The sequence below is a fragment of the Enterobacter cloacae complex sp. P12RS genome, assembly GCF_014895875.1.
Lineage (GTDB): Bacteria > Pseudomonadota > Gammaproteobacteria > Enterobacterales > Enterobacteriaceae > Enterobacter > Enterobacter bugandensis.
On sequence record NZ_JADBQO010000054.1, the window covers coordinates 14,722 to 36,480 of the forward strand.

31 protein-coding genes are annotated in these 21,759 nt (G+C 52.1%); 29 read left to right on the top strand and 2 right to left on the bottom strand.

The window, feature by feature from the left end; genetic code table 11:
- The first annotated feature begins 66 nt into the window (after positions 1 to 66).
- The 10 genes from IM284_RS23450 (at position 67) to IM284_RS21275 (ending at position 5,491) form a co-directional block, all read left to right on the top strand.
- Positions 67 to 309, top strand: coding sequence for a hypothetical protein (locus IM284_RS23450; RefSeq protein ID WP_232928289.1), 243 nt, complete (start codon positions 67 to 69; stop codon positions 307 to 309).
- Between the two features lie 39 nt (positions 310 to 348).
- Positions 349 to 951, top strand: a complete 603-nt coding sequence (locus IM284_RS21235; protein ID WP_193055894.1) for a DUF1367 family protein — start codon at positions 349 to 351, stop codon at positions 949 to 951.
- Between the two features lie 5 nt (positions 952 to 956).
- Positions 957 to 1,157, top strand: coding sequence for a hypothetical protein (locus IM284_RS21240; RefSeq protein WP_193055895.1), 201 nt, complete (start codon positions 957 to 959; stop codon positions 1,155 to 1,157).
- A 2-nt stretch (positions 1,158 to 1,159) separates the two neighbouring features.
- A complete protein-coding gene (rusA, locus tag IM284_RS21245; RefSeq protein ID WP_193055914.1) occupies positions 1,160 to 1,522 on the top strand; it encodes a crossover junction endodeoxyribonuclease RusA in 363 nt (120 codons plus the stop codon).
- The gene (locus IM284_RS21250; RefSeq protein WP_193055896.1) at positions 1,519 to 2,352 is read left to right on the top strand and encodes an antitermination protein; all 834 of its coding nucleotides are present in this window, start codon (positions 1,519 to 1,521) and stop codon (positions 2,350 to 2,352) included. Before rusA ends, IM284_RS21250 begins: the two co-directional genes overlap by 4 nt.
- Positions 2,353 to 2,544: 192 nt before the next feature.
- Positions 2,545 to 2,739 (top strand): hypothetical protein, encoded by a 195-nt coding sequence (locus IM284_RS21255; protein WP_193055897.1) that lies wholly within the window; start codon positions 2,545 to 2,547, stop codon positions 2,737 to 2,739.
- A gap of 600 nt (positions 2,740 to 3,339) precedes the next feature.
- A complete protein-coding gene (locus tag IM284_RS21260) occupies positions 3,340 to 3,645 on the top strand; it encodes a hypothetical protein (protein ID WP_193055898.1) in 306 nt (101 codons plus the stop codon).
- The gene (locus IM284_RS21265; RefSeq protein WP_193055915.1) at positions 3,645 to 4,181 is read left to right on the top strand and encodes a lysozyme; all 537 of its coding nucleotides are present in this window, start codon (positions 3,645 to 3,647) and stop codon (positions 4,179 to 4,181) included. Before IM284_RS21260 ends, IM284_RS21265 begins: the two co-directional genes overlap by 1 nt.
- Positions 4,182 to 4,207: 26 nt before the next feature.
- Positions 4,208 to 4,696, top strand: a complete 489-nt coding sequence (locus IM284_RS21270; protein WP_193055916.1) for a hypothetical protein — start codon at positions 4,208 to 4,210, stop codon at positions 4,694 to 4,696.
- Between the two features lie 591 nt (positions 4,697 to 5,287).
- Positions 5,288 to 5,491 (top strand): hypothetical protein, encoded by a 204-nt coding sequence (locus IM284_RS21275; protein ID WP_193055899.1) that lies wholly within the window; start codon positions 5,288 to 5,290, stop codon positions 5,489 to 5,491.
- A 19-nt stretch (positions 5,492 to 5,510) separates the two neighbouring features.
- Here the strand turns inward: IM284_RS21275 and IM284_RS21280 are convergent, their stop codons facing one another.
- Entirely contained in the window at positions 5,511 to 5,873 is a 363-nt protein-coding gene (locus IM284_RS21280) for a hypothetical protein (protein WP_226838907.1), read from the bottom strand.
- Positions 5,874 to 5,958: 85 nt separating this feature from the next.
- A complete protein-coding gene (locus tag IM284_RS21285; protein WP_193055901.1) occupies positions 5,959 to 6,597 on the bottom strand; it encodes a DUF4145 domain-containing protein in 639 nt (212 codons plus the stop codon).
- Between the two features lie 132 nt (positions 6,598 to 6,729).
- Between IM284_RS21285 and IM284_RS21290 the strand changes: the two genes are divergently transcribed.
- From IM284_RS21290 to IM284_RS21380, 19 genes are all read left to right on the top strand, one after another.
- Entirely contained in the window at positions 6,730 to 7,728 is a 999-nt protein-coding gene (locus IM284_RS21290; RefSeq protein WP_193055902.1) for a terminase small subunit, read from the top strand.
- The gene (locus IM284_RS21295; RefSeq protein WP_193055903.1) at positions 7,706 to 9,013 is read left to right on the top strand and encodes a terminase large subunit domain-containing protein; all 1,308 of its coding nucleotides are present in this window, start codon (positions 7,706 to 7,708) and stop codon (positions 9,011 to 9,013) included. The genes IM284_RS21290 and IM284_RS21295 overlap by 23 nt, the downstream gene beginning before the upstream one ends.
- Before the next feature lies 1 nt (position 9,014).
- Complete coding sequence (locus IM284_RS21300) at positions 9,015 to 10,403, top strand: DUF4055 domain-containing protein (RefSeq protein WP_193055904.1); 1,389 nt, start codon at positions 9,015 to 9,017, stop codon at positions 10,401 to 10,403.
- 1 nt (position 10,404) lies between these two features.
- On the top strand, positions 10,405 to 11,502 hold the full coding sequence (locus IM284_RS21305; RefSeq protein ID WP_193055905.1) for a phage minor head protein: 1,098 nt from the start codon (positions 10,405 to 10,407) through the stop codon (positions 11,500 to 11,502).
- A gap of 80 nt (positions 11,503 to 11,582) precedes the next feature.
- Positions 11,583 to 12,353, top strand: coding sequence for a hypothetical protein (locus IM284_RS21310; protein ID WP_022651278.1), 771 nt, complete (start codon positions 11,583 to 11,585; stop codon positions 12,351 to 12,353).
- An 11-nt stretch (positions 12,354 to 12,364) separates the two neighbouring features.
- Complete coding sequence (locus tag IM284_RS21315; RefSeq protein ID WP_193055906.1) at positions 12,365 to 13,318, top strand: major capsid protein; 954 nt, start codon at positions 12,365 to 12,367, stop codon at positions 13,316 to 13,318.
- A gap of 59 nt (positions 13,319 to 13,377) precedes the next feature.
- Positions 13,378 to 13,599, top strand: a complete 222-nt coding sequence (locus IM284_RS21320) for an Ig-like domain-containing protein (RefSeq protein WP_232928317.1) — start codon at positions 13,378 to 13,380, stop codon at positions 13,597 to 13,599.
- Between the two features lie 36 nt (positions 13,600 to 13,635).
- Complete coding sequence (locus tag IM284_RS21325) at positions 13,636 to 14,118, top strand: DnaT-like ssDNA-binding protein (protein WP_193055907.1); 483 nt, start codon at positions 13,636 to 13,638, stop codon at positions 14,116 to 14,118.
- Entirely contained in the window at positions 14,118 to 14,468 is a 351-nt protein-coding gene (locus tag IM284_RS21330; RefSeq protein ID WP_063154276.1) for a hypothetical protein, read from the top strand. Before IM284_RS21325 ends, IM284_RS21330 begins: the two co-directional genes overlap by 1 nt.
- 1 nt (position 14,469) lies before the next feature.
- Positions 14,470 to 15,054 carry a hypothetical protein gene (locus tag IM284_RS21335; protein ID WP_063154274.1) on the top strand — a complete coding sequence of 195 codons (585 nt, stop codon included), beginning with the start codon at positions 14,470 to 14,472 and terminating at the stop codon, positions 15,052 to 15,054.
- Positions 15,051 to 15,461 carry a DUF4128 domain-containing protein gene (locus tag IM284_RS21340; RefSeq protein WP_063154272.1) on the top strand — a complete coding sequence of 137 codons (411 nt, stop codon included), beginning with the start codon at positions 15,051 to 15,053 and terminating at the stop codon, positions 15,459 to 15,461. The genes IM284_RS21335 and IM284_RS21340 overlap by 4 nt, the downstream gene beginning before the upstream one ends.
- A gap of 66 nt (positions 15,462 to 15,527) precedes the next feature.
- Positions 15,528 to 16,199, top strand: coding sequence for a phage tail protein (locus tag IM284_RS21345; RefSeq protein WP_025913016.1), 672 nt, complete (start codon positions 15,528 to 15,530; stop codon positions 16,197 to 16,199).
- A 64-nt stretch (positions 16,200 to 16,263) separates the two neighbouring features.
- Positions 16,264 to 16,575, top strand: coding sequence for a phage tail assembly chaperone (locus IM284_RS21350; protein ID WP_025913015.1), 312 nt, complete (start codon positions 16,264 to 16,266; stop codon positions 16,573 to 16,575).
- Positions 16,575 to 16,886, top strand: a complete 312-nt coding sequence (locus tag IM284_RS21355; RefSeq protein ID WP_320700828.1) for a DUF1799 domain-containing protein — start codon at positions 16,575 to 16,577, stop codon at positions 16,884 to 16,886. The genes IM284_RS21350 and IM284_RS21355 overlap by 1 nt, the downstream gene beginning before the upstream one ends.
- Entirely contained in the window at positions 16,883 to 19,795 is a 2,913-nt protein-coding gene (locus IM284_RS21360) for a phage tail tape measure protein (protein ID WP_193055908.1), read from the top strand. The genes IM284_RS21355 and IM284_RS21360 overlap by 4 nt, the downstream gene beginning before the upstream one ends.
- A 76-nt stretch (positions 19,796 to 19,871) precedes the next feature.
- On the top strand, positions 19,872 to 20,225 hold the full coding sequence (locus tag IM284_RS21365) for a hypothetical protein (RefSeq protein ID WP_023617196.1): 354 nt from the start codon (positions 19,872 to 19,874) through the stop codon (positions 20,223 to 20,225).
- A gap of 56 nt (positions 20,226 to 20,281) precedes the next feature.
- A complete protein-coding gene (locus IM284_RS21370) occupies positions 20,282 to 20,629 on the top strand; it encodes a phage tail protein (protein ID WP_193055909.1) in 348 nt (115 codons plus the stop codon).
- The gene (locus IM284_RS21375; protein ID WP_193055910.1) at positions 20,626 to 21,381 is read left to right on the top strand and encodes a phage minor tail protein L; all 756 of its coding nucleotides are present in this window, start codon (positions 20,626 to 20,628) and stop codon (positions 21,379 to 21,381) included. The genes IM284_RS21370 and IM284_RS21375 overlap by 4 nt, the downstream gene beginning before the upstream one ends.
- Position 21,382: 1 nt before the next feature.
- Positions 21,383 to 21,759 (top strand): C40 family peptidase (locus IM284_RS21380; protein ID WP_193055911.1); only part of this gene is annotated, 377 nt, incomplete at its 3' end.

Here is a 21,759-nt window from a genome sequence, read left to right on the forward strand (position 1 = left end):
GTTTGCGTTCCCCTGGCTGTTCCCGATTACTGTTTATCGCGTCGATAAGTCGCTCTGGGGGAAATAGTGTGTAGTACAGATGCCTTTAATGCAGATGATCAATGGTACGACGTGGTCAGAAGGGCCGATAAAGCAGTTATCTATAGCTTCCCGGCGGAAGGGAGATATCTGGTTTATCGAGTAAATGGAATAGTTTCATTACGACCGTTACTCGAAGAGGAAGAAATCTTCACTCTCAACGGGTTTATGCAATTTGCAAAACGGCTGGGGTACCGAGTTACACCACCGTCTGATATTATTCTTTCATAGGCCTGAACACCCTATACCTGATGCGCCACGGAGAGAACCATGGCGCTAGAATTACAACTTATCAAACACCACTCAGGAATACTGATCCCGGCTACGCCCGAGACCAGCGATATTCTGCAATCCAAAACCCGGTTCGGCGATGTTCTTGTTGCCGAGTTCAGGCGGGTACGTAACCCGGCGTTTCATCGGCGCTTTTTCGCGCTTCTCAATCTCGGTTTTGAATACTGGGAACCAACCGGCGGGGCTATATCTAGCAACGAGCGGAAGCTGATCACCGGCTACGCCAGGTTCCTGGCTTCGTATGGCGGGAATGAGGGCGCGCTGATCGATGCTGCTGAGCAGTATCTTGAGCAGGTTGCTTACCGGCGCGTCACGAATGGCATTAGCCTGTGCAAATCCTTCGATGCTTACCGCTCCTGGGTGATCGTCGAGGCAGGGCACTTTGATGCTATTCAGCTACCTGACGGCACCCTCAAAAAGCACCCTCGTAGCATCTCATTCGCCAACATGGACGAGCTCGAGTTCCAGCAACTCTATAAAGCTGCGCTCGATGTCCTCTGGCGCTGGGTCCTGTCCCGTTCATTCCGCAGTCGTGATGAGGCCGAAAATGTCGCTGCGCAGCTGCTTGGCTTTGCGGGGTGAAGGGCATGAAATATTCTTGGTTTCACCATACCGACTGCAGCACCGAACAGGCCGAAGAACTGGTTAAGCGTTACAAAGCGCGCGGCGTGCGAGTAGAGCGCAGCCTTAATCCGGATTACGTGACCTGGACTGTAAGTGCATTCCTGCCAACCTCAAATACGCCAGCGCGCGCGGATAGCCGCTGGCGAAACCGGATGTGGGGGTGAAAGTGAATACATATCAAATCACTTTGCCCTGGCCGCCGAGCAACAACCGGTATTACCGGCACAACCGCGGGCGAACTCACATTAGCGCTGAGGGCGTCGCGTACCGCTATGCCGTGGCCAGTGTCATTCGAAGCGCCCGGTTAAATATCCGGACGACTGCACTACTCAAAATTCGTATTGAATGTCACATGCCTGATCGCCGGCGCCGCGATCTGGATAACCTGCAGAAAGCTGCATTCGACGCTTTAACCAAGGCGGGATTCTGGCTTGATGACTGCCAGGTTGTGGATTATCGCGTTGTGAAAATGCCTGTCGTTAAGGGCGGGAAATTAGAACTCACCATCACCGAGCTGGAGACTGCATGAATCTTGAAAACACCCTTAAATATCACTTCGCCAAATCGACGATGATTAGCGACTCTCCGCGTGCAACGGCGTCAGACTCTTTAACCGGGACGGATATCATGGCCGCTATGGGCATGACGCAGGAACGGGCAGCTTTGGGTTACAGCGCTTTTCTCGGGAAGATGGGTATCAGCAACAATGACCGGGAGAGGGCGATCGAATTGCTGGCCCAGTATGCGCTGTTCAAGTGCGATCGGGTGGCTGCGCTGCGCAAACTGGATGCCGGGGTTAAGCCACTGGTGATGCATCAGTTGGCCACCTTCGCGTTCGAGGACTATTCCCGCAGCGCCGCCAGCGTGAAGCAGTGCGATGGCTGCAATGGGGAAGGGTTTATTGACGCTGATGTATTCAGCATGAAGTCTCACACTCCGGCTAAAGAGAAGAAATTCGTGAAGATGTCTTTGCACATGGGCGTCGAAGATATTCGACCTTCTGAGTACGAGGTGTGCAGACGGGTCAGGGAGATAGCGCGCGTTCTCTGCCCTCAGTGTAAGGGCAAGAAGGTCGTTAGTTGTGCCTGTAGAGATTGCCATGGACGCGGGAAAGCCATTAACCGAGCTCTTACAGAAAAGCAGGGCGTTCCGGTTCTGGCTCATTGCAAGCGCTGCAGCGGGCGGGGGTATGAACGAATCCCTTCCACTGAGGCTTACGCCGCGGTGTGTCAGATAACAGATGCAATCAGCCTCGATAGCTGGAAGAAGTCTGTTAAGCCATTTTACGATCAGTTAATCACCAAGTTTGATATCGAAGAAGCTTGGGCTGATGCGCAGCTGAAGCAGATAACAAAATAGGGCATGAATTTATCGTGAGCTATTTACTTTTCCCGAATCTGTGGTAATTTTGCTCCAACGATGGGTTATTGCTTTCGTTTAAAGCCCTGCGGTTAACCCCGTGGGGCTTTTTGCTTAATAGCGGTTTAAGAATTTCTAAAACCATCTAACCCTGCGATGACTTATAATTTTCCCAACCACGCAGGAGGGAATATGGAAGAAGGTTTCTACTGGATACAGCACAACGGCAGGATTCAGGTCGCCTATTACACCGATGGTACAACCGATGACCTTGAAACGGGCCAAACAATTACTGGTATCTGGCATCTGACTCAAGGTGATGACATTTGCGATAACGGAGAAGCCGAAATTCTCTCAGGCCCACTTTCTACACCAGTCATCAAATAAGATATATTCTACTGAATTTATTGCACTTCTTACTAATCGAGTTATTCTTCTGAATATCCGGTGGAATGGATATGGAAGTGCTTGTACTTAGTGCTTTTAACTAACAGCGTGCATGCTGATAGTCTCTGATTGCCTGCTCTGTGAGTAGGCTTTTTTTTGTTCAAAGATAAATCATTGACCACCGGAATGAATAGCGCGTAAATTATTTATGTGGTGAATCCTTTCTAGGCGAAAGGGCGTTCCAGTCTACTGCGAACTGCAGGTATGCACGCGGCTTTGCTGACTGGGGTAGAGTCACCGGGAGGCACCCGGCACCATGAAAACAACAACACAAGTTTCAACTTCCTTGAGAGCCTGCCATAAAACGCAGGCCTTTTTTTATGATTTTGAAAACTACTGCTACGCTTTAAGTCGTGAGAAGTTACTGAATGCTCGGTGGTTCTCCTGAACCTTATGTGAATCAGCCGATACAGCTTCACTACTGAGGCATAGGTTTCACTCACACCTACCTTACAAATAGTCAACTGATTGGCCCGCTTCAAAAGAGCGGGCTTTTTTTATTCCCAAATTCAGCACCCGCAATGAGCGAGGTGAGAGACCATGAAAATGAACGATCACTCAGGGAACATCTTCACGCAGTTCTTCGCGTGGGTAGCAGCTCTGGCGTCAGCCATTGGATTTACCACTCAGGATCTGGTGTTCATGTTCTTTGGCGCTGCTGGTCTGCTTATCTCGCTTGCTTCTTACATAACCGGGCGGGTGGATGCACACCGCAGGCGTAAAGAGGATGAGAAGCGGACAAAAATGGTCAATGACTATCTGAAAGGCGTTGGTGACAAACCCCTTCACGAACGTCCTGCAGCTGCAAGCGTGGTTGTTGAGGCGTTACAAAAGGAAGGTGAGTGATGAGAGCCAGAGCAAAATTGAGTGCTGCTGTTCTGGGGCTGGTGCTAGCTGGTGCTCCTGCATCCGTCATTCTCGATCAGTTTCTGAATGAGAAAGAAGGTAATAGCCTCACTGCGTACAAAGATGGCAGTGGTCTCTGGACTATTTGCCGCGGCGTCACGGTGGTTGATGGTAAACCTGTTGTACAGGACATGAAATTGACTCAGGCCAGATGCAATCAGGTGAACTCTATCGAACGAAATAAGGCTCTGGCGTGGGTTGACCGCAATATTACGGTACCGCTTACCGAACCGCAGAAAGCCGGGATCGCATCTTTCTGTCCGTACAACATCGGGCCGGGTAAGTGCTTCCCGTCCACGTTCTATAAGCGAATCAATGCCGGTGACTACCACGGGGCATGTGAGGCAATTCGCTGGTGGATAAAAGACGGTGGCCGCGACTGCCGCCTGACTAAAGGCCAGAAGAACGGCTGCTACGGTCAAGTAGAACGGCGAGACCAGGAAAGTGCGTTGGCGTGCTGGGGGATAGACCAGTGAAATTTAATCTTTTACCAATCGCGGTTATGGTTATTGCCGGTCTGTCAGTCGCACTCGTTAAAAGTTGCTCAGACGCCAGCGGCCTACAGAGTGATAACGAGGTTCTGCGCAGTGACAATGCTCTGCAGGAGCAGATAATCGCCACCCAAGCATTCAACTTCAATCGGTTTAATAAGGTGGCGGAACAAGCCAACAGGCTAAATTCCCTGATCGACACCAGTACAGAAGAAACCATAATCGAATACCGGGAGATTCTTCGCCGTGAAAAAACCTGTGATCTGCCTGTTCCTGCTGATATCGCTGGCGGGTTGCTCGAATACGCGCACCGTTTACGTGCCAGCGCCTTGCACACCGATACCAACAGACCTCACGCAGCCGATGATCGTGCCGCTGCCGCCAGCTCAATAACATACTGCCAGGCTGTGCTCTGGGTTAAGCCGCTGCTGGCAGTGATTGAGAAGGGCAACAATAACCTGGCTGGTATAAGGCAGATAGAGCTGGAAAGGAAAAACTAGGGATGGCTCATCCTTGAGCACACGGGTATTTCTGAACGACGGCTTTACCTAACATAGCAAAGCCACCTTTTAACTTTAGAAAACACACAATATTTAGCAAGAGAAGCACCACAATCCAAAAAAAAGCCCTCACAAGGAGGGCTACCAGAGTCTCAGTTTCACTTGCTCTTTTTATCGATGATTCCCTGGAGTTGGCATTCTCCGCATCAGAGTCACGAATAGCCTGGCACCCGCGTGCTTAACAACAAGCGTAAGCGTGGGATATTAAGAATTTCCTCAATTAGTATTCATGAGTGGGTGGGCTAAATACCTTGAAGCAGTAAAGCGGGTTGTCCGCAGCCGTAAGGAGATTCAGCAGTCATGATGCTGCCCCGAGTCGCGTAATTGCGAGCAGGTATAGCAGACCGATGTGAGGGTAAATAAGGGAACATGCTCCGGTAAAGCAGCGCGAACGCTAGACGCGCACCGGTTATAAGCGGCGATGAAGCGACATCAACTCAAGGGCATGAGCGCAGCCACTGCGAGAGTGTGGCAGGCATTCACTGAGTGCCTGTGATAATGCACAATAACTCCTCGTCATATGGAGGGGTTATGGAAGAGAAAGAGCAGTGGTTTTTTTCATGGAATGCTTACGATGCAACCACATGGGAGCACTTACCGGCGTATTCGTATGGTGAAGTCTACAGTTGCGATGGTGGACAATCATCAAGTGAAATATTCGAGTCCTTAATGGCTGAAAAACAGAGGCTGCGAGAAAACCTCTGGATACAGTGCGTGGCATTCAACAAAATTTAACCGCCTCCGGGCGGTTTTTTTATTCCCATATGAATCGTGTCGTTTGTGGGGTGAAAGTTATGGTGGCTTGGTTCCAGTTTTTTCCGGCAAGAATTTTCTCTATGCATTGTGTAGCGTAAAGGGCATCTGGTGGAGTGAAAGATATATATTCGCTTTCGCTGGTTAACTTGAAGTCATGTATAGCTGCGATTGCCGTACGCCCGCCATTATCAATTCTACGAAAACAAGCAATCCTCGCTTCGTAAAACGTGTCGGGCAAGCCCTCTAGCATGCATCCAGTGGCCCATTGCAAAAGCTGTTCACTTGAAGACTCCGGCTTAATGGGCGGTGCTTCCTGCTGCTTGCTTATGAGTCGCTTAAATGTGTTGAGAAAGGAAAACATGTCACCTCCTTGGTTTTTCAAGGTAAGCATATTACTGCCATCACCACGTGCTGTCTCATCGTAATGGCATGGATGCACTCTACGTTTATTCAGAACCCCGCTTAGCTTTCACCATCGCAGGTAAAGTGAATGAGTAGGTCAAAAACACTTCTGTGAACTTCAAAAGCTGGTCAACCTCATCAGCGGTGAATTCTTCATCTGAATGAACTGCAACATTTGTGTCTATACGGACGATGTGTGCCCAGTCAGCCATTTCTTGTGTTATGAGTCCCGTTTCTCTTATTGTGGAAATTCGTTTTACTAACTTATCCTCATTGCCTGTATGAAGAACCTTGGTCGCGATGTCGATCACTTTTCGACAGTTCATTGCGCTGGTTTCATAACGTCCTTTTGCAAAATCTTCTTTTGCCTCTACGAAAAATTTTGCAGCCCTCTCTGGGGTTGCTTCTGGCGCGGAAAAGGTTTTATGTGATGGGTAAGTATCAAGGACGTTAAACCGCGGATTATCATTGAGAATGACGGGGTAAACTTGCGCCTTTGCATAATCCTCTGGGCTGCTTTGAATATCTGATTCCACCTCAGCAATTAAAAGCTTGAAGCATGAATGACATTGAAATACCAGCGAATAACATTTGTTTCTTAAAGGTGCTTGTTCAATACACCTCAACACAGCCCGCTCCTTCAAGCAGTGTGGGCATGTCTTATCAATAGACAGCATTGCCATTCTTAATCTTCCTTTGGTATTGATAACTTATTTATGGCACTCACCGAAAAACAAGAAATGGTCTGTCGCGAGTACCTCATCGATACAACTTACTAATATCCTTCAATTCAAAAATAAAAACCAGAGGACGCTATGGCAAAACCGGACTGGGGCGAGCTTCAGCAACGGTTCCTGTCCGAACATGCCGCAACCGGCGTATCACCAAAGGAATGGTGTGAAGCGCAGGGACTGAACTACGCTACCGCCCGTCGATATATCAAAAAACTTCCTGCGCAAACTGCGCAAACTGCGCAAAAACCTGCGCAGAAAAAAATGCGCACTGCGCAGAAAGATAAAAGCGCAGATGAGCTGGTGAATGATGATGGACTTACAGCTCAGCAGTGCTTATTTATCGCGGAGTACCTTAAAGACAACAACGCCACCGCTGCTGCCGCACGTGCTGGTTATAGTGACCCGAACTATGGCCGTCAGCTCATAGCGAATCCTAACGTTGCCCATGCCATTGCGCGGCAGCAGAAAGCCTCCATTGTGCGCACGCTTGGCAGTGCCGATGAAGTCCTCGCACAGATGTGGCAGCTCGCCACCTTCGATGCAAACCAGCTTTCGCAGTATCGCCGCGGTGCCTGCCGTTACTGCTGGGGCTTCGGTCATCACTACCAGTGGCGGGATGCAGTTGAGTTCGAAGAGAAGAGGCTTGAATCTACAGACCGTGATAAACCTGAGCCAGCCGATGTGGGCGGTTATGGTTATGACCACAATCGAGAACCAAACCCTGCATGCCCGCGCTGCAACGGTGACGGCATCGGCCAGCCTTATTTCCCTGATACTCGCAAACTTCCTCCAGTCTCACGGCTCGCTTATTCAGGCGTGAAGGTCGGCAAAAATGGCATCGAAATCACAGCAATAAGCCGCGAGCGTATGTTCGAAGCGGTAATGAAGCGCCTTGGCCTTGCTGATAGCGAGTTCGCCCAGCGCCTGCAGCAGATTGAAATCGAACGTCGGCAGCTGGAGGTTGAGAAACTCCGCAAGGAGCTGGCGGGTGATGGTAAGGACGATGAACCAACCCCAGTGCAGATCAATATCAACGTAGTGGATGCGAGGGCAGACGATGGGGATCAGCCCGACACTTAACATTCCTCAGGCGCGCTTCCTCGCGATGCAGCACAAATTCAAAGCCTATGTTGCGGGGTTCGGTTCCGGTAAGACGTGGGTGGGTTGTGGCGGAATCTGCAAAGGGATGTGGGAGCATCCGAAGATTAACCAAGGTTATTTCGCGCCGACGTACCCGCAGATTCGTGACATCTTCTACCCGACGATCGAAGAGGTGGCCTTTGACTGGGGCTTGAACGTCAAAATCAATGAAGGGAACAAAGAGGTTCACTTCTACGAGGGGCGACGATACCGCGGGACAACTATCTGCCGTTCGATGGAGAAACCCGGCTCGATAGTAGGTTTCAAAATCGGTAATGCGATGGTGGATGAGCTGGACGTCATGTCGGCTGCTAAAGCGCAGCAGGCCTGGCGAAAAATCATCGCTCGTATGCGTTACAAGGTTGATGGGCTACGTAATGGCATCGATGTAACGACGACGCCAGAAGGATTCAAGTTCGTCTACCAACAGTTCGTGAAGGCGGTGCGTGAAAAGCCAGAGCTTGCCGCACTGTATGGACTGATTCAGGCCAGCACGTTCGACAATGCGAAGAACCTGCCGCCTGATTACATTCCTTCGCTGCTGAGCTCTTACCCTGACGAACTGATTCAGGCCTACCTGCGAGGGAAGTTCACCAACCTCAACAGCGGGACCATTTACCACACGTTCAACCGTAAGCTGAATAACTGTTCTGACGAGATTCAGGATGGGGATCCGTTGTTCATTGGAATGGACTTCAACGTTGGGAAAATGGCCGCGATCGTTCACGTAAAGCGTAATGGCCTGCCACGTGCGGTACGTGAGCTGGTTAAGGTCTATGACACGCCGGCGATGATTAAGCGCATTCAGGAAGAGTTCTGGCGCTACGAGGATGGTCGCTACGTTAAAAACCGGGAGATTTACATCTATCCGGATGCATCAGGGGACTCACGCAAATCCCAGAACGCCAGCAAGACCGATATCGCTCAGCTCAACGATGCCGGATTCAGCGTCATTGTAGATGATGCCAACCCGCCGGTTAAAGACCGCATCAACTCGATGAATGCTATGTTCTGTAACGCCAACGGCGAACGCCGCTATCTGGTGAACGTCCAGAACTGCCCGGTTTATACCGAAAGCCTCGAGCAGCAAATCTGGGCGGCAAATGGCGAACCGGACAAATCAGCAGATAACGATCACCCCAATGATGCTGGTGGGTACTTCATCGTGAAGGATTACCCGATCGTGAAACCGGCATACTCAATCACCATGGACACCACTTTCTGATATGGCAAACGACGACATCACCTGGGTTCGACCAGAACACCGGGCGGCTTCTGCTGCCTGGCGGAAATACAGGGACTTCTGCAAAGGAGCTGAGGCCGTAAAAGCGGCGGGTAATAAGTATCTGCCTTATCTCGACCCAACTGATAAATCCACGCGCAACCGTAAGCGTAACGAGGACTATCTGAACCGTGCGGTATTCTACTCCATTGCAGGCAATACGAAGATCGGCATGCTTGGGATGGCGTATCGCAAGGACCCCACGTTTAACGGTCCGGAGAAGCTGAAGTACCTGTTGGACAATGCGGACGGAGCCGGTACCAGCATATATCAGCAGTCGCAACTGGTGGCAGAGAACGTGCTGGAAGTCGCGCGAGAGGGCATTTATGTCGATTACGCTGAAGAATCCGACGAAGCAATTATCCTCCGCTACCCAGCAGAGAACATCATTAACTGGCGAACAAAGCGTATTAACGGTCGCGATCAGCTGGTGCTGGTGGTGCTGCGGGAATGCGTAGAAGAGCCGGATGGTTATGCTTACAAGGATGAAATCCAGTATCGCGAGCTGGCGCTAGAAGAAGGGCGGTTCATATGCCGCGTATGGCGCCGGGCTGGTGGCACTGCAAGCGGAACCTACACCGTTGACAGTGAGTACCACCCTAAGCCGAAAGGAAAGGACTACTGGGACGAAATCCCGTTCACCTTTGTCGGTGCTCAGAATAACGATCCCACTATCGATGATTCACCGCTGGCCGCGCTGGTGGAGATAAACCACGGGCATTACCGTAACAGCGCTGACTATGAAGACAGCGTATGGTTCTGTGGCCAGGTGCAGCCGTACATGACCGGGCTTGATACCAACTGGCGCGATCACCTCGAAAAGAAGGGCGTGAAAATTGGTTCCCGATCACCGCTTTTACTTCCTAAAGAAGGCTCTTTTGGTTATGCCCAGGCGCAGCCGAACATGCTTGCTAAAGAGGCCATGGACAGCAAGCGCGATTACATGGTGCAGCTGGGCGCGCGGCTGATTGAACAGAACGCCACGGCGAAGACAGCAACCCAGGCGAGTGGTGAGCAAACATCTTCCACATCCGTGCTCGGTATCTGCGTTTCAAACGTTTCCGAGGCCTACACGCTGGCGCTTGGCTGGTGTGCGAAATACCTCGGCGTTAAGGGCGAAACGACGAGTTACACCATCAATCAGGAATTCATCGCGAAGGTTGCTGAGTCTGGCATGGTGACGGCAATCGTCAACGCCTGGCAGTACGGCGCGCTGCGCGATAGCGATATGATTCGCGCACTTCAGAAGCTTGACCTCATTGACCCGGCCGACAGCCCGGACGAGGTTATTGATGCGCTTCGCAATCATGCACCAACGTTGACCGGGGGCTAATATGGCAACCGTAAACGAAAGCTTGCGCGATGAGTCGATCGCGCATTCCGTCTGGTTAAGCCGCTACGCCACTGGCGTGGCAAACCGTATGGTGAAGTTGCTTAATGAGACGGACGCTGACCTTTCGGCGCGGTTACTGGATGCGCTGGACAGATTATCGCCGGAGAGCTTCACCGTTAATCGCCTGCAGAGTTTACTCGGCAGCGTACGTGAGCTTAACCATCAGGCCGTAGCCACCATGCAGGCAGGGCTCGAGAGTGAGCTGGTGGCGCTGGCAAAGAACGAAGCCAGTTATCAGCTGAGCCTGTTCGATTCCCTTTTGCCATCACAGGTCTTGTTTCACTATCCGCTGCAGGGCATCACTGCCGATATGGTGTATGCCGCGGCGATGGCGCAGCCCTTTCAGGGGCGGCTGCTGAGTGAGTGGGCGGATAATCTGGAATCGGACAGGCTGGTGCGGATAGTGAACGCCGTCCGCAGGGGTTATCTTGCTGGCGACACGGTAGAAACTATCGCGCGCAATGTTCGTGGCCACGCCAACAAAGACTATCGCGACGGCGCGCTGCAGATGAGCAGGGCAAATGCCGCCAGCATCGCTAAAACAGCTGTGAATCATCTGGCTGCCACAGCGCGCAACAGCTTTACCAGCGCCAACAGCGATATCATGAAAGGCAAACAGTGGCTGTCTACGCTGGACAATAAAACCAGCCACGACTGCATTATTCGTGACCTGCTGCGCTATACCCTGGATAACAAACCGGTCGGGCATAAGGTGCCTTACCTACAGGGACCCGGGAAGATTCATTTCTGCTGCCGTTCTACTGAAACCCTGATCCTCAAGTCATGGCGAGAACTCGGCATCGATATCGACGAGATGGACGAGGGGACTCGTGCCAGCATGGATGGACAGGTACCGGGGAAAACCTCGTATCTGGAATGGCTCGCACGCCAGCCAGCACAACGCCAGGATCAAGTTCTGGGTGCCGAGCGTGGCCGTTTGTTCCGCGCGGGTGAAATCGACCTGGCGGATATGTTCACTGACAAAGGCGAATGGATCAGCCTGGAACGTCTGAAACAGCTCTCAGGTACTGACTACTAACAACCATTACTTTCTTCACGCCCTGGCATCCGCCTGGGCTTTTTTATGGGCGAGGCCCGGCAAAATCCCAAGGGGAAATTATGTTAATTCGAAACATGCTCTTGAAATTTTACGCACCAGAAAGTGGCGGAGAGGGCAGCGGTGGCGGTGGTATCGAAATCACGCCAGAAATCCAGAAGCTGATTGATGAGCGCGTGACCAGCGAAGTTACAGGCCTGAAATCGAAAAACTCTGAGCTGCTGGGCACCATCAAGCAGCAAAAAGAAACCCTGTCGCGCTTCGATGGTATCGATCCTGATGCTGTACGTGGGATCCTCCAGCGTTTTTCCGACGACGAAGAGGCAAAGCTGATTGCCGCCGGGAAAATTGATGAGGTGCTCGATAAGCGCACCGAGCGTCTGCGTGCTGACGTCGATAAGCAAATCAAAGCCGCAAACGAGCGCGCGGACAAAGCCGAAGCGTTCTCCAACAAATTCCGGGATCGAGTTCTGGGGGATGCAATCCGTGCAGCAGCCTCAAAAGCTGGTGCGCTGCCGGAAGCATCCGACGATCTGATTTTGCGTGCCAAAGGCACATTCCAGCTCAACGACGAAGGCGAGGCCGTAGCAGTTGATGCAAATGGCGATGTTCTTTTCGGTAAAGACGGCAAAACCCCACTAAGCCCACTTGAGTGGGCGGAGTCTCTTAAGGAGACGGCTCCGCATCTGTTCCCACGCGCAGAAGGAACCGGCGCGGGCGGACATAAACCAAACGGCGGTGGCAGCCTGAAACGTTCCGAAATGAGCGCCAGCGACAAGGCGGATTACATCCGTAAGCATGGCCAGCAGGCCTTCCTCAAACTTCCGAAATAAGGGATTAACCCATGTCTACCACTGTTAATAGTGACCTGGTCATTTATGACGATCTGGCGCAGACCGCTTTCCTCGAGCGCCGCCAGGACAACCTGGCTATTTTCAACGCGTCCTCCAACGGAGCGATCTTGCTGGATAACGAGCTGATTGAAGGCGACTTCCGCAAGCGTGCTTTCTACAAGGTGGGCGGCTCTATTGAATCGCGTGACGTTAACTCCACCGAAAAGGTGACGGGTAAGAAGATTGGCGCCGGTGAAGCCGTATCCGTCAAAGCGCCGTGGAAATACGGCCCGTATGAAACCACGGAAGAGGCCTTTAAACGCCGCGGCCGCTCGGTTGACGAGTTCTCCGAAGTGATCGGCACTGATGTGGCTGACGCGACGCTGGAAGGCTACGTGAAATACGGTCTGAAGGCGCTGACGGCTGCTATTGGCGCCAACGCCGACATGGTCGTAACAGCCGACATTGAAACTGACGGTAAGAAGACCCTGACGCGCGGTCTGCGCAAATACGGGGACAAGTTCAACCGTGTTGTGCTCTTCGTTATGCACTCTGCCACCTACTTCGACATCGTGGATGAGGCGATCGCCAACAAAATCTACGAAGAAGCGGGCGTGGTGGTTTACGGCGGGCAGCCAGGCACGCTGGGTAAACCTGTGCTGGTGACCGACACCATGGACGCTGATGCGATCCTTGGGCTGGTATCTGGAGCGGTTACCGTCACCGAGTCTCAGGCGCCGGGCTTCCGTTCCTACGATATCAACGATCAGGAAAACCTTGCGGTTGGCTATCGCGCTGAAGGCGTGGTGAACGTTGATCTGCTGGGCTACAGCTGGGATACCGCTAAAGGTGATAACCCTGACCTGACCGCCATCGGCACTGCGGGCAACTGGAAGAAACACTTCACCAGCAACAAATCTACGGCAGGCGTGCTGATTAAACTGGAATCTGCTGTGGGGGAGTAACGCTGTCAGCGGATAAAACCTCCGCAACTGCTGACAGCACAGACGCGGTCACTGTTTCTCTGAAGTACACGCTGAATGGCTCCGGTGTATCCGGTAAAACCGTCGCGTGGACGTCCACAGGTGGCACGCTTAGCACGGCCAGTTCTCAAACAGGCTCTGCTGGTGGTGCAACGGTGAAACTCACATCAGACGTTGCTGGCACCTTCACGGTAACCGGCACGGTTGAAGGAGTGGCGAAAACCACTGAAGAGATCACCTTCACTGCTCCTTCCGGGGAATAACGAATGGGGCGAAAGCCCCATAAACAGGATGATTCGATGGTCAATACCGATATCACCTCTCCTGATGCCAACAGCTACGCCAGTGAAGAGGATCTTGCCTCATTTGCGGAAATACGCGGCATTGAACTGCCTGACAAGCTCACACCTTTGTTGATTAAGGCCATGGATTACCTGGAGGGGCTGGACTGGGTTGGCTCAAAAACAGACCCGAGACAGGCTCTGGCATGGCCACGTGTGAATGTCGTTCTGGATGGTCATGATTTCCCACACGACCAGGTGCCGCGGCAGGTTACCTCCGCACAATGTATGCTGGCTATCGAGGCGATTGAGGGCGATCTGCTTTCAAGCGTTCGTGAGGCCGCGGTTAAAACCGAACGTGTCGAAGGCGCCGTAACCATGACCTATGCGGTTGCCGATGGTGAGGTGTTCACACCATCCTACCCGGCGGTAATGGCTATTCTCGGCGACCTGGCTGGTGGGCGTGGATATGCAATCAATGCTTTCGCGGAGCGCGCGTAATGGCCATCAACTATCAGCGAATGCAGGCGACAACGACTCGTATGCTCAAGCAGAACGGTATTGCATACAACGTCACGCGTAAGGGCTCGTTAATCGTCATCGGTGGTGTGGAGCATCGTTCCGATGATATCCAGTTCACCGCCACAGGAGTTAAGACGGATTACGCGCCAGGTGAAATTGACGGAACCGTCATTGAAAACGGCGATGTTCGGATTGTCTTCAGTGCTGAGAAGGACATTAAAACCGGCGATCTGATCGACGTGGACGGCGTAAGCCACCGCGTAGTTAAACCAAACCCCGTGAAACCGGGCGCTGTGGTGCTCTGCTACAAAGCTCAGTTGAGGGCATAACATGGACGATAATAAGGCGTTCACGGCTGCCATCACCACGTTCGTGGACAAAGCCAAAGCGAATCAGGAAGCGGTCGTACGTGCTGTCGGCATTCGGATCCTTAATCAACTGGTGATGATGTCACCTGTCGGCAACCCCGAACTCTGGGGCATCAACCAGACGGCAGCCTCTTACAATCAGGCGGTATACGACCATAACGAAGCGCAAAAATCGGACCCTGCCAACCTGACTAAAACCGGACGACTTAAAAAGAAGGCTCGACTGGTGGATGGGATGGATATCAAAGCACCGCCGGGGTATACGGGTGGACGCTTTCGCGGTAACTGGCAGATATCGTTTGATACTCCGACAACTGATGAAACAGGGCGAATAGACAAGACCGGCGACCTTACAAAAGCGGCCGGGAACTACACGCTGTCGCTCTTCAAAGTCGGGATGAAGGCCATTTATTTCTGCAATAACGTGCCCTATGCCTACCCGCTTGAAATGGGGCATTCCACACAGGCTCCGGGTGGTATGGTCCGCATAACTGCAGCTGAGTTTCAACGCTTCTTTGAGGAAGCTGTCAGGGAGGTGACTAAGTGATTCCTGATATTGCATCTGCACTGGCCACCAGACTGGGTACCTGGGCTGATGCCGAGGGCATTTCGGTTGCATGGGAGAACGTGCCGTTTACACCTCCAGCTAACGAGATGTACCTAGCCGTTCACGATATGCCCGTTACGCCGCGAACAATCGATCTCGGATTGCGCTGCCGGACTTATTCAGGCGTGTACCAGATTAATGTCGTGGCGCCAGCCGGATCCGGCCGTACCTCCGTCGTTGCTCTGGCTGACCGCGTGGCTGAATTGTTCCCCGAGGGGCAGGAGATTGAAGGCAGGGGTTTTACATGCTGGATAGATCAAACGCCTGGTGTTTTCCGAGGGATCACTACATCTGTCTCTTATACCGTTCCCGTTAGTCTCAATTATCGAGCTGATATCTCCAGCTAATCCTCACAACCTACTAAACCTGACCGGCTCTTTGCCGGTTTTCCCGTTTCTAAAGGAGTAACCAATATGGGCTTTGCATTGCCTAATGGCGCCCACGTCTATCTGGCATCGGGCTATGGCCCAGCCATATCTTTCACCGGGGCGACGAACGCCGAAAATATGGTGATCACCGTGAGTGAAGCGGACGCACTCAAGGTGGGTGATATTGTTCATGTGAACTGCAACTGGTCCGGTGTTGATAACGTCATTGCAAAAATTGATGCGATTGCCGAAAGCGCCGTAACTCTTCGCAATATCAATACCACCAACAAAAACAAATATGCCGCTGGTGGCGGTACCGGTTCGATCCGCAAGGTTCTTGAATGGACCGAGCTGCCGCAAATTACTGAGGTGTCGAAATCTGGTGGCGATCAGAACACCACACAGATTCAGTTCCTGAGCGACGACCGCCAGCGAAACCTGAATACCTATAAATCCGCAGTCTCTCAGACCTACTCGATCGCTCACGACTCAACTCTCCCGGTATATCCGTTGCTGCGCCAACTGGACGAAGACGAAGAGACGGTTGCGGCTTACATGTACGTGCCGAAGGCGAAGGAAAACCGTTACTGGGCGGCCACGGCGTCCTTTGACGATACGCCAACTACTGCGGTTAACGAGGTAGAGACAGTAAGTGTGGTGCTGAACCTGCAGTCACCGGCGATGACGTTCTACAAGGTGACTGACGCTGCCGCCTAGCCGTCAGAGCTTTCACTATTTCATGCCTCCCATTGTGGAGGCTTTTTTCCGTTAAGAGGTATCGATGGCGACCAAATTCACCCTTCAGCCAAAACCTACATTTAAGGCCAACGTCTCGATCCCGCGCGCCGGCGATGAGGATGGCGTGCTGACCTTCACGTTTAATCATAAGCCACTCAAAGAGCTGGCTAATCTGGAAAAACTGGAAGGCAAAACCGCCACTGATTTTCTGATGGAAATCATTGCTGGCTGGGCACTTCCCGATGCATTCAACGCGGAAAACCTGTCGGTGCTGCTGGAAAACTATCCGGCGGCGATGAAGGCCATCCCGGAAACCTACTACCGCGAGCTGATGGGGCAGCGCGAAAAAAACTGATAGCGGTTGCCTCTGCGTTCTATACGCCTGAACCCACAGCGGCAGACCTTGCACCATACGGGCTTACGCCGGATGATTACGACGATGATTACATCGACGTCTGGCCAGATGTATGGACTTCATTCCTGGTGTTTCAGACTGTCAGTACGCAATGGCGAACGGGAATGGGGGGCGCGTCCGGGCTCGACTATAACGTTTTGCCCTGGGTGATGCGTTTGCACAACGTCGACGACGAGGCAACCGCGCTTTCGGACATCCGGGTGATGGAAAGTGCTGCGCTAAAAATTATGCATAAAGAGAGGGCGGAATGAGTAACGATATCGCCACGATTTCCCTGCGTGTAAATACCAGTGAGCTGGAGCGCGGTAATCAGGCACTGGATCGCTTTCAGGAGACCGCGTCCGCCGCGGCAGGTAAAGCGGATGACCTGAATAGTACGTTCCGCACCGGTATCGATAACCAGAAGAAAAACAGCGAAAGCCTGAAGCAGCAGCGTCAGGAACTGCAGAACCTGCTGAATAAAATTAGTCCGGTAAATAAGGCGCTGGATGAGCTGGACACTATCCAGGAGAGTCTGGCGAAGTTTCGTGGTAAAGGGCTGGTGGGAGACGAGGATTTTACTCGTTACAACAGCGTGCTTGAGACGACGCGGGCAAAACTGGCACAGGTAATGGAGTCTGAGACCGCAGAGGGGCGGGCTCGCATTGAGCAGGCCCAGGCAGCGCAGCGGGCAGCTGCAGCGGGCAAAACCTTTATCGATTCGCTGGAGGAGCAGGTCACAGCAATCGGAAAAACGCGCGCAGAACTGTTAGAGCTAAAAGCTGCCCAACTCGGCGTATCCGATCGTGCTGCACCAATGATCGCAAAGCTGAAAGAGCAGGAAGAAGCATGGAAGTCTGGGGCCATCAGCGCGGGCCAATATCGCAATGCTATGCGTTATCTCCCGATGCAAATGACCGACATTGTGACTTCACTGGCTTCCGGTATGCCGGTTTATATGGTTGCTATTCAGCAGGGCGGTCAGCTACGTGACTCGTTTGGCGGTGTAGGCAATGCGCTGAATGCGATGTTGTCGATGGTGACCCCTGCCCGAGTGGCAATTGGCGGCCTGGCCGGTGCTGTACTGGTTGCGGCCAAAGCGGGATCGGACTACTTCACCGCCTACGACGAAATCAACAAGGCCATTATCAGGACTGGCAACATTGCCGGCACGTCAGCGCTCCAGATCATGGCTTCCTCCCAGTCTATTGCTGCCTCTACTGGCGCTACTGTAGGTACCGTTCAGAGCTTGATGACTGAGCTGGTTGGCATGGGATCGCTGACACAGCAGCAACTTGAAAAAGCAGCGGGCTCCACGGCGTTGGCGGTTCAGACCGGTATAGTCTCGGCGCAGGACATCGCCAAAGCCTATAAGGACATCGAAAAAGACCCTGTTAAAGCGCTGCAGAGTCTCAACGAACAATATAATTTCCTGAACGTTTCACAACTTAAGCAGGTTGACGATCTGATAAAGCAAAAGGACCAGACCGCGGCCGTTACGCAGGCTATGGACCTGTTTGGCGATACGATGGCAAAACGTGGGGAGCAGGCTTACGACTCGCTGACACCGTTTGGTCGCCTGTGGCTGGATATCAAGGGCTGGGCGTCTGAGGCCATGCAGAGTATCGGTCAGTGGGTAGCTGAGCTGGCATCAAACACACTGAAGGAATTCAACGCAATTTATTACAGCGTTGCGATCGTTTTCCAGAAGCTGAACCAGATCATTTCATCCTCTATCGCTGCCGCGATTAACCTCGTTCCTGACTGGGCGAAAACAGATACCTTGCAGGGATGGCAGGACTACAACGAACAAATGGCCGGCGCATATGGTGACAGCGTCTCTCAGCTGAAAAAAGACTGGGATGCGGCTGATATCAGTGCAGGTAAATACCTCGATACGACCAGAAAGATAAGTACCGCAACCACCCAGAAGGATCGGGAAGGAGTCGCTGCTTTTGGCAAAAAGACCCAAACCGGAAAGCAGGGCACTTTATCGGCTGGCGATCGCAGCACGGATGCTGCCCAGGCCGAATTACTGGCGCTTCAGGCACAGTTACGCGCGCTGCAGCAGCATAAAGGGCTGAACGACACTATCAGCCAGCAGCGCAAAGATCTGTGGACGACTGAAGCGAAATTTCAGGTGCTGGAGGAGGCCTCGCGTTCACGTTCTTTGACAAAGCAGGAGAAATCCCTGCTGGCGAGTAAAGACCAGGTGCTTCAGTTGGCACGGCAGAAAGCCCTGTTAGGTGATCAGATTACCGCACAGGAACAGCTGAACAAGCGAATGGATACCTCGCAGAAATACGTCACTCAGATGGCAGAGAAGCAGGCTGCATTAGTGAACGGTGCCGGGATGAGTGACCGTCAGGCACAACGTGAACTCGCGAAAAGTCAGCTTGCCGCTGGCTGGAAGAATGCTGGAGGTTCGCTTGACGACGAGGGCTATCAGAAGCAGCTTAAAGCGGCGAATGATTACTATGATGCAGAGGACAGGTTGCGTGGCGACTGGCTGACCGGCGCGAAAAAGGGCTGGGCTGAATTTGAGGACAGCGCGACCAATGTTTACTCGCAGGTGCAGATGATTACCAGCAATGCGTTCACCGGGATGGCCAGCACACTTACTGACTTTTTTACTACTGGTAAATCTAACTTCTCAGATTTCCTGACTACCTTCCTGAAGGGCATCGCCCAGATGCTGACTCAACTGGCTCTGGTTAATGGAATGAAGTCAGCCTTTGGTGGAACGGGTATCGGGGCGTTTTTTGGTTTCTCTGGTGGCGGTCTGGTGCCGAGGTTCGATAGCGGTGGTTACACCGGTGATGGCGGTAAATACCAACCGAAAGGCGTAGTTCACGGTGGTGAGTTTGTCTTTACGAAGGAAGCGACCAGTGCGCTGGGTGTCGGTAATCTTTATGCACTTATGCGGGGCGCCCAAGGGTATGTAAACGGCGGCTATGTTGGCCGTGCCCCGATGTATGGGCTGCAATCTTCGGCAACGAGCGGCGTAACCGTTAAAACGTCCGTGACCGTTCATAACCAGAATACTCAGCAGCAGACTTCTGGTGACAACGACGCTATTTCGCGGGCTTACAAGCAGACCATTGATCAGTCAGTGCGCGCAGGTATTGCCAAACAGCTCCAGCCTGGTGGTCTCATCTGGAATGCAACAAAATCAAGATAAGACGAATCGGTGTTTTTTTTGATCATATTATTCATCATGTTAAGATGTTTCCGATTGCAATCAAAGGAAACTTAAAATGAAGAAGGTAGTGGCTTTAGCTGTTGGGGCTTTAATGTTGTCTGGCTGTACTGTTCGTGTTGCTGATATGACTGTTGGTAGTACCAAAAATTACAACCTGAACGCAGCTAAGTTTGAAAAAGGTCAGCGTGTGACTGGTGAAGACAAAGCTCCAATTGTTATTTTCCCGCTGGGCATTCCAAGCGTTAAAACTGCAATGGATCGGGCTATTGAAAAAGATAAGTGTTCCGTAGGCTTAAGCGACGTTGTTATTTATCAATTAAACCACGCATTTCTGTTCGGCACATATGGTTACCGTGTTGAAGGCACGCAGATTATCGACAAATCTCAGCTTGGTTGTGAAACCCGCTAATTTCCTTCTCATACTGTCACAAGCCACCCTCGGGTGGCTTTTTTTATGGAGCAAACATGGCCTTAGAAACGTTCATCTGGCGGACCCAGATTCAGGCAGGAATGGAAGGGGAGCTCACTTACACTACACGCTCTGCATCCTTTGGAGACGGCTTTGAACAGATCGCCGGTGAAGGCATCAACCCTGAAAAACAGTCATGGCCGATGACCTTAACGGGAAAAAAGGCAGAGATGCTCGATGCGCTGAGTTTTTGCCGCAAGCACATCACAAAATCCTTTATCTGGACGTCTCCTGTTGGCGAAACCGGTTTATACCGGATTGAAGCTGATTCCATTAAAGCCCAGCCGCTATCCAGCAAAGTGATGACCATAAAAGCAACCTTCAAACATGCATACGCACCATGATTACTGAAGATTATCAACGCCTCGAACCGGGTGAAAAAATACGTCTTCTTGAGGTAGACGGTTCTGTGTTTGGTCTGGACGACGTTCTGCGCTTTCACGCTTATAACCTCCCACATACTGAAGAAGAGATTGCGGCTGCTGGTGGCGACGAATCAAAGTTAAAGGCGAAGAGTATCTGGTGGCAGGGCGAAGAGTATGGTGCCTGGCCATATAAGCTCGAGGGACTGGAAGCTTCAACCGATGGCAGTAGCGCCCAGCCGACGCTCACCGTTGCCAACATTGACAGTTCTATCACTGCGCTCTGTCTGGCCTATGACGATATGCTGCAGGCCAAAGTTACGATTCATGAAACTTTTGCGCATTACCTGGATGAGCGCAATTTCCCGGATGGAAATCCAACAGCAGATCCCTTGCAGGTGAGAAAGCGGGTTTTCTATATCGACGGTAAAAATAGCGAGCTTCCCGGTGAAAGTATCGAGTTTGTTCTTACCAGCCCGATGGATCTGCAGGGGTTGATGATCCCGACCAGGCAGCTTCATTCCCTGTGTACCTGGTGCATCCGGAATAAGTACCGCACCGGCGATGGGTGCGATTATACGGGCACGCTTTACTTCGACAAAAACAACAATCCGGTAAGCGATCCCTCATTGGATGAATGTAACGGCACGCTCACCGCCTGCAAGCTTCGGTTTGGTGAACACAATGAACTTCCTTTCGGTGGTTTTCCTGGAACATCTTTGATCAGGAGTTAACATGCGTCAGAAAACAATTCAGGACATCCTGGTGCATGCCGCGAAAGAATATCCCCGCGAATGCTGTGGTGTAATAGCGCAGAAAAGTCGGGTGGAACGCTATTTCCCATGCCGTAATCTGGCTGCCGAACCAACGGAACAGTTTCACCTTTCGCCAGAGGATTACGCTGCTGCTGAAGACTGGGGGACGATAACGGGAATCGTACATAGCCACCCCGACGCGACGACCCAACCAAGCGAACTGGACAAGGCTCAATGCGATGCAACGTTGCTGCCCTGGCATATTGTCAGTTGGCCGGAAGGCGACTTTCGCACCATCACTCCCCGCGGTGATTTGCCACTGATCGGGCGGCCGTTTGTGCTTGGACACTATGACTG

Excerpts from the sequence above, each read along its gene's own strand:
- IM284_RS21235 (WP_193055894.1), top strand. The coding sequence starts at position 349 with ATGGCGCTAGAATTACAACTTATCAAACACCACTCAGGAATACTGATC.
- IM284_RS21240 (WP_193055895.1), top strand. The coding sequence starts at position 957 with ATGAAATATTCTTGGTTTCACCATACCGACTGCAGCACCGAACAGGCC.
- IM284_RS21250 (WP_193055896.1), top strand. The coding sequence starts at position 1,519 with ATGAATCTTGAAAACACCCTTAAATATCACTTCGCCAAATCGACGATG.
- IM284_RS21255 (WP_193055897.1), top strand. The coding sequence starts at position 2,545 with ATGGAAGAAGGTTTCTACTGGATACAGCACAACGGCAGGATTCAGGTC.
- IM284_RS21260 (WP_193055898.1), top strand. The coding sequence starts at position 3,340 with ATGAAAATGAACGATCACTCAGGGAACATCTTCACGCAGTTCTTCGCG.
- IM284_RS21265 (WP_193055915.1), top strand. The coding sequence starts at position 3,645 with ATGAGAGCCAGAGCAAAATTGAGTGCTGCTGTTCTGGGGCTGGTGCTA.
- IM284_RS21270 (WP_193055916.1), top strand. The coding sequence starts at position 4,208 with ATGGTTATTGCCGGTCTGTCAGTCGCACTCGTTAAAAGTTGCTCAGAC.
- IM284_RS21275 (WP_193055899.1), top strand. The coding sequence starts at position 5,288 with ATGGAAGAGAAAGAGCAGTGGTTTTTTTCATGGAATGCTTACGATGCA.
- IM284_RS21280 (WP_226838907.1), bottom strand. The coding sequence starts at position 5,873 with ATGTTTTCCTTTCTCAACACATTTAAGCGACTCATAAGCAAGCAGCAG.
- IM284_RS21285 (WP_193055901.1), bottom strand. The coding sequence starts at position 6,597 with ATGGCAATGCTGTCTATTGATAAGACATGCCCACACTGCTTGAAGGAG.
- IM284_RS21290 (WP_193055902.1), top strand. The coding sequence starts at position 6,730 with ATGGCAAAACCGGACTGGGGCGAGCTTCAGCAACGGTTCCTGTCCGAA.
- IM284_RS21295 (WP_193055903.1), top strand. The coding sequence starts at position 7,706 with ATGGGGATCAGCCCGACACTTAACATTCCTCAGGCGCGCTTCCTCGCG.
- IM284_RS21300 (WP_193055904.1), top strand. The coding sequence starts at position 9,015 with ATGGCAAACGACGACATCACCTGGGTTCGACCAGAACACCGGGCGGCT.
- IM284_RS21305 (WP_193055905.1), top strand. The coding sequence starts at position 10,405 with ATGGCAACCGTAAACGAAAGCTTGCGCGATGAGTCGATCGCGCATTCC.
- IM284_RS21310 (WP_022651278.1), top strand. The coding sequence starts at position 11,583 with ATGTTAATTCGAAACATGCTCTTGAAATTTTACGCACCAGAAAGTGGC.
- IM284_RS21315 (WP_193055906.1), top strand. The coding sequence starts at position 12,365 with ATGTCTACCACTGTTAATAGTGACCTGGTCATTTATGACGATCTGGCG.
- IM284_RS21325 (WP_193055907.1), top strand. The coding sequence starts at position 13,636 with ATGGTCAATACCGATATCACCTCTCCTGATGCCAACAGCTACGCCAGT.
- IM284_RS21330 (WP_063154276.1), top strand. The coding sequence starts at position 14,118 with ATGGCCATCAACTATCAGCGAATGCAGGCGACAACGACTCGTATGCTC.
- IM284_RS21335 (WP_063154274.1), top strand. The coding sequence starts at position 14,470 with ATGGACGATAATAAGGCGTTCACGGCTGCCATCACCACGTTCGTGGAC.
- IM284_RS21345 (WP_025913016.1), top strand. The coding sequence starts at position 15,528 with ATGGGCTTTGCATTGCCTAATGGCGCCCACGTCTATCTGGCATCGGGC.
- IM284_RS21350 (WP_025913015.1), top strand. The coding sequence starts at position 16,264 with ATGGCGACCAAATTCACCCTTCAGCCAAAACCTACATTTAAGGCCAAC.
- IM284_RS21360 (WP_193055908.1), top strand. The coding sequence starts at position 16,883 with ATGAGTAACGATATCGCCACGATTTCCCTGCGTGTAAATACCAGTGAG.
- IM284_RS21365 (WP_023617196.1), top strand. The coding sequence starts at position 19,872 with ATGAAGAAGGTAGTGGCTTTAGCTGTTGGGGCTTTAATGTTGTCTGGC.
- IM284_RS21370 (WP_193055909.1), top strand. The coding sequence starts at position 20,282 with ATGGCCTTAGAAACGTTCATCTGGCGGACCCAGATTCAGGCAGGAATG.
- IM284_RS21375 (WP_193055910.1), top strand. The coding sequence starts at position 20,626 with ATGATTACTGAAGATTATCAACGCCTCGAACCGGGTGAAAAAATACGT.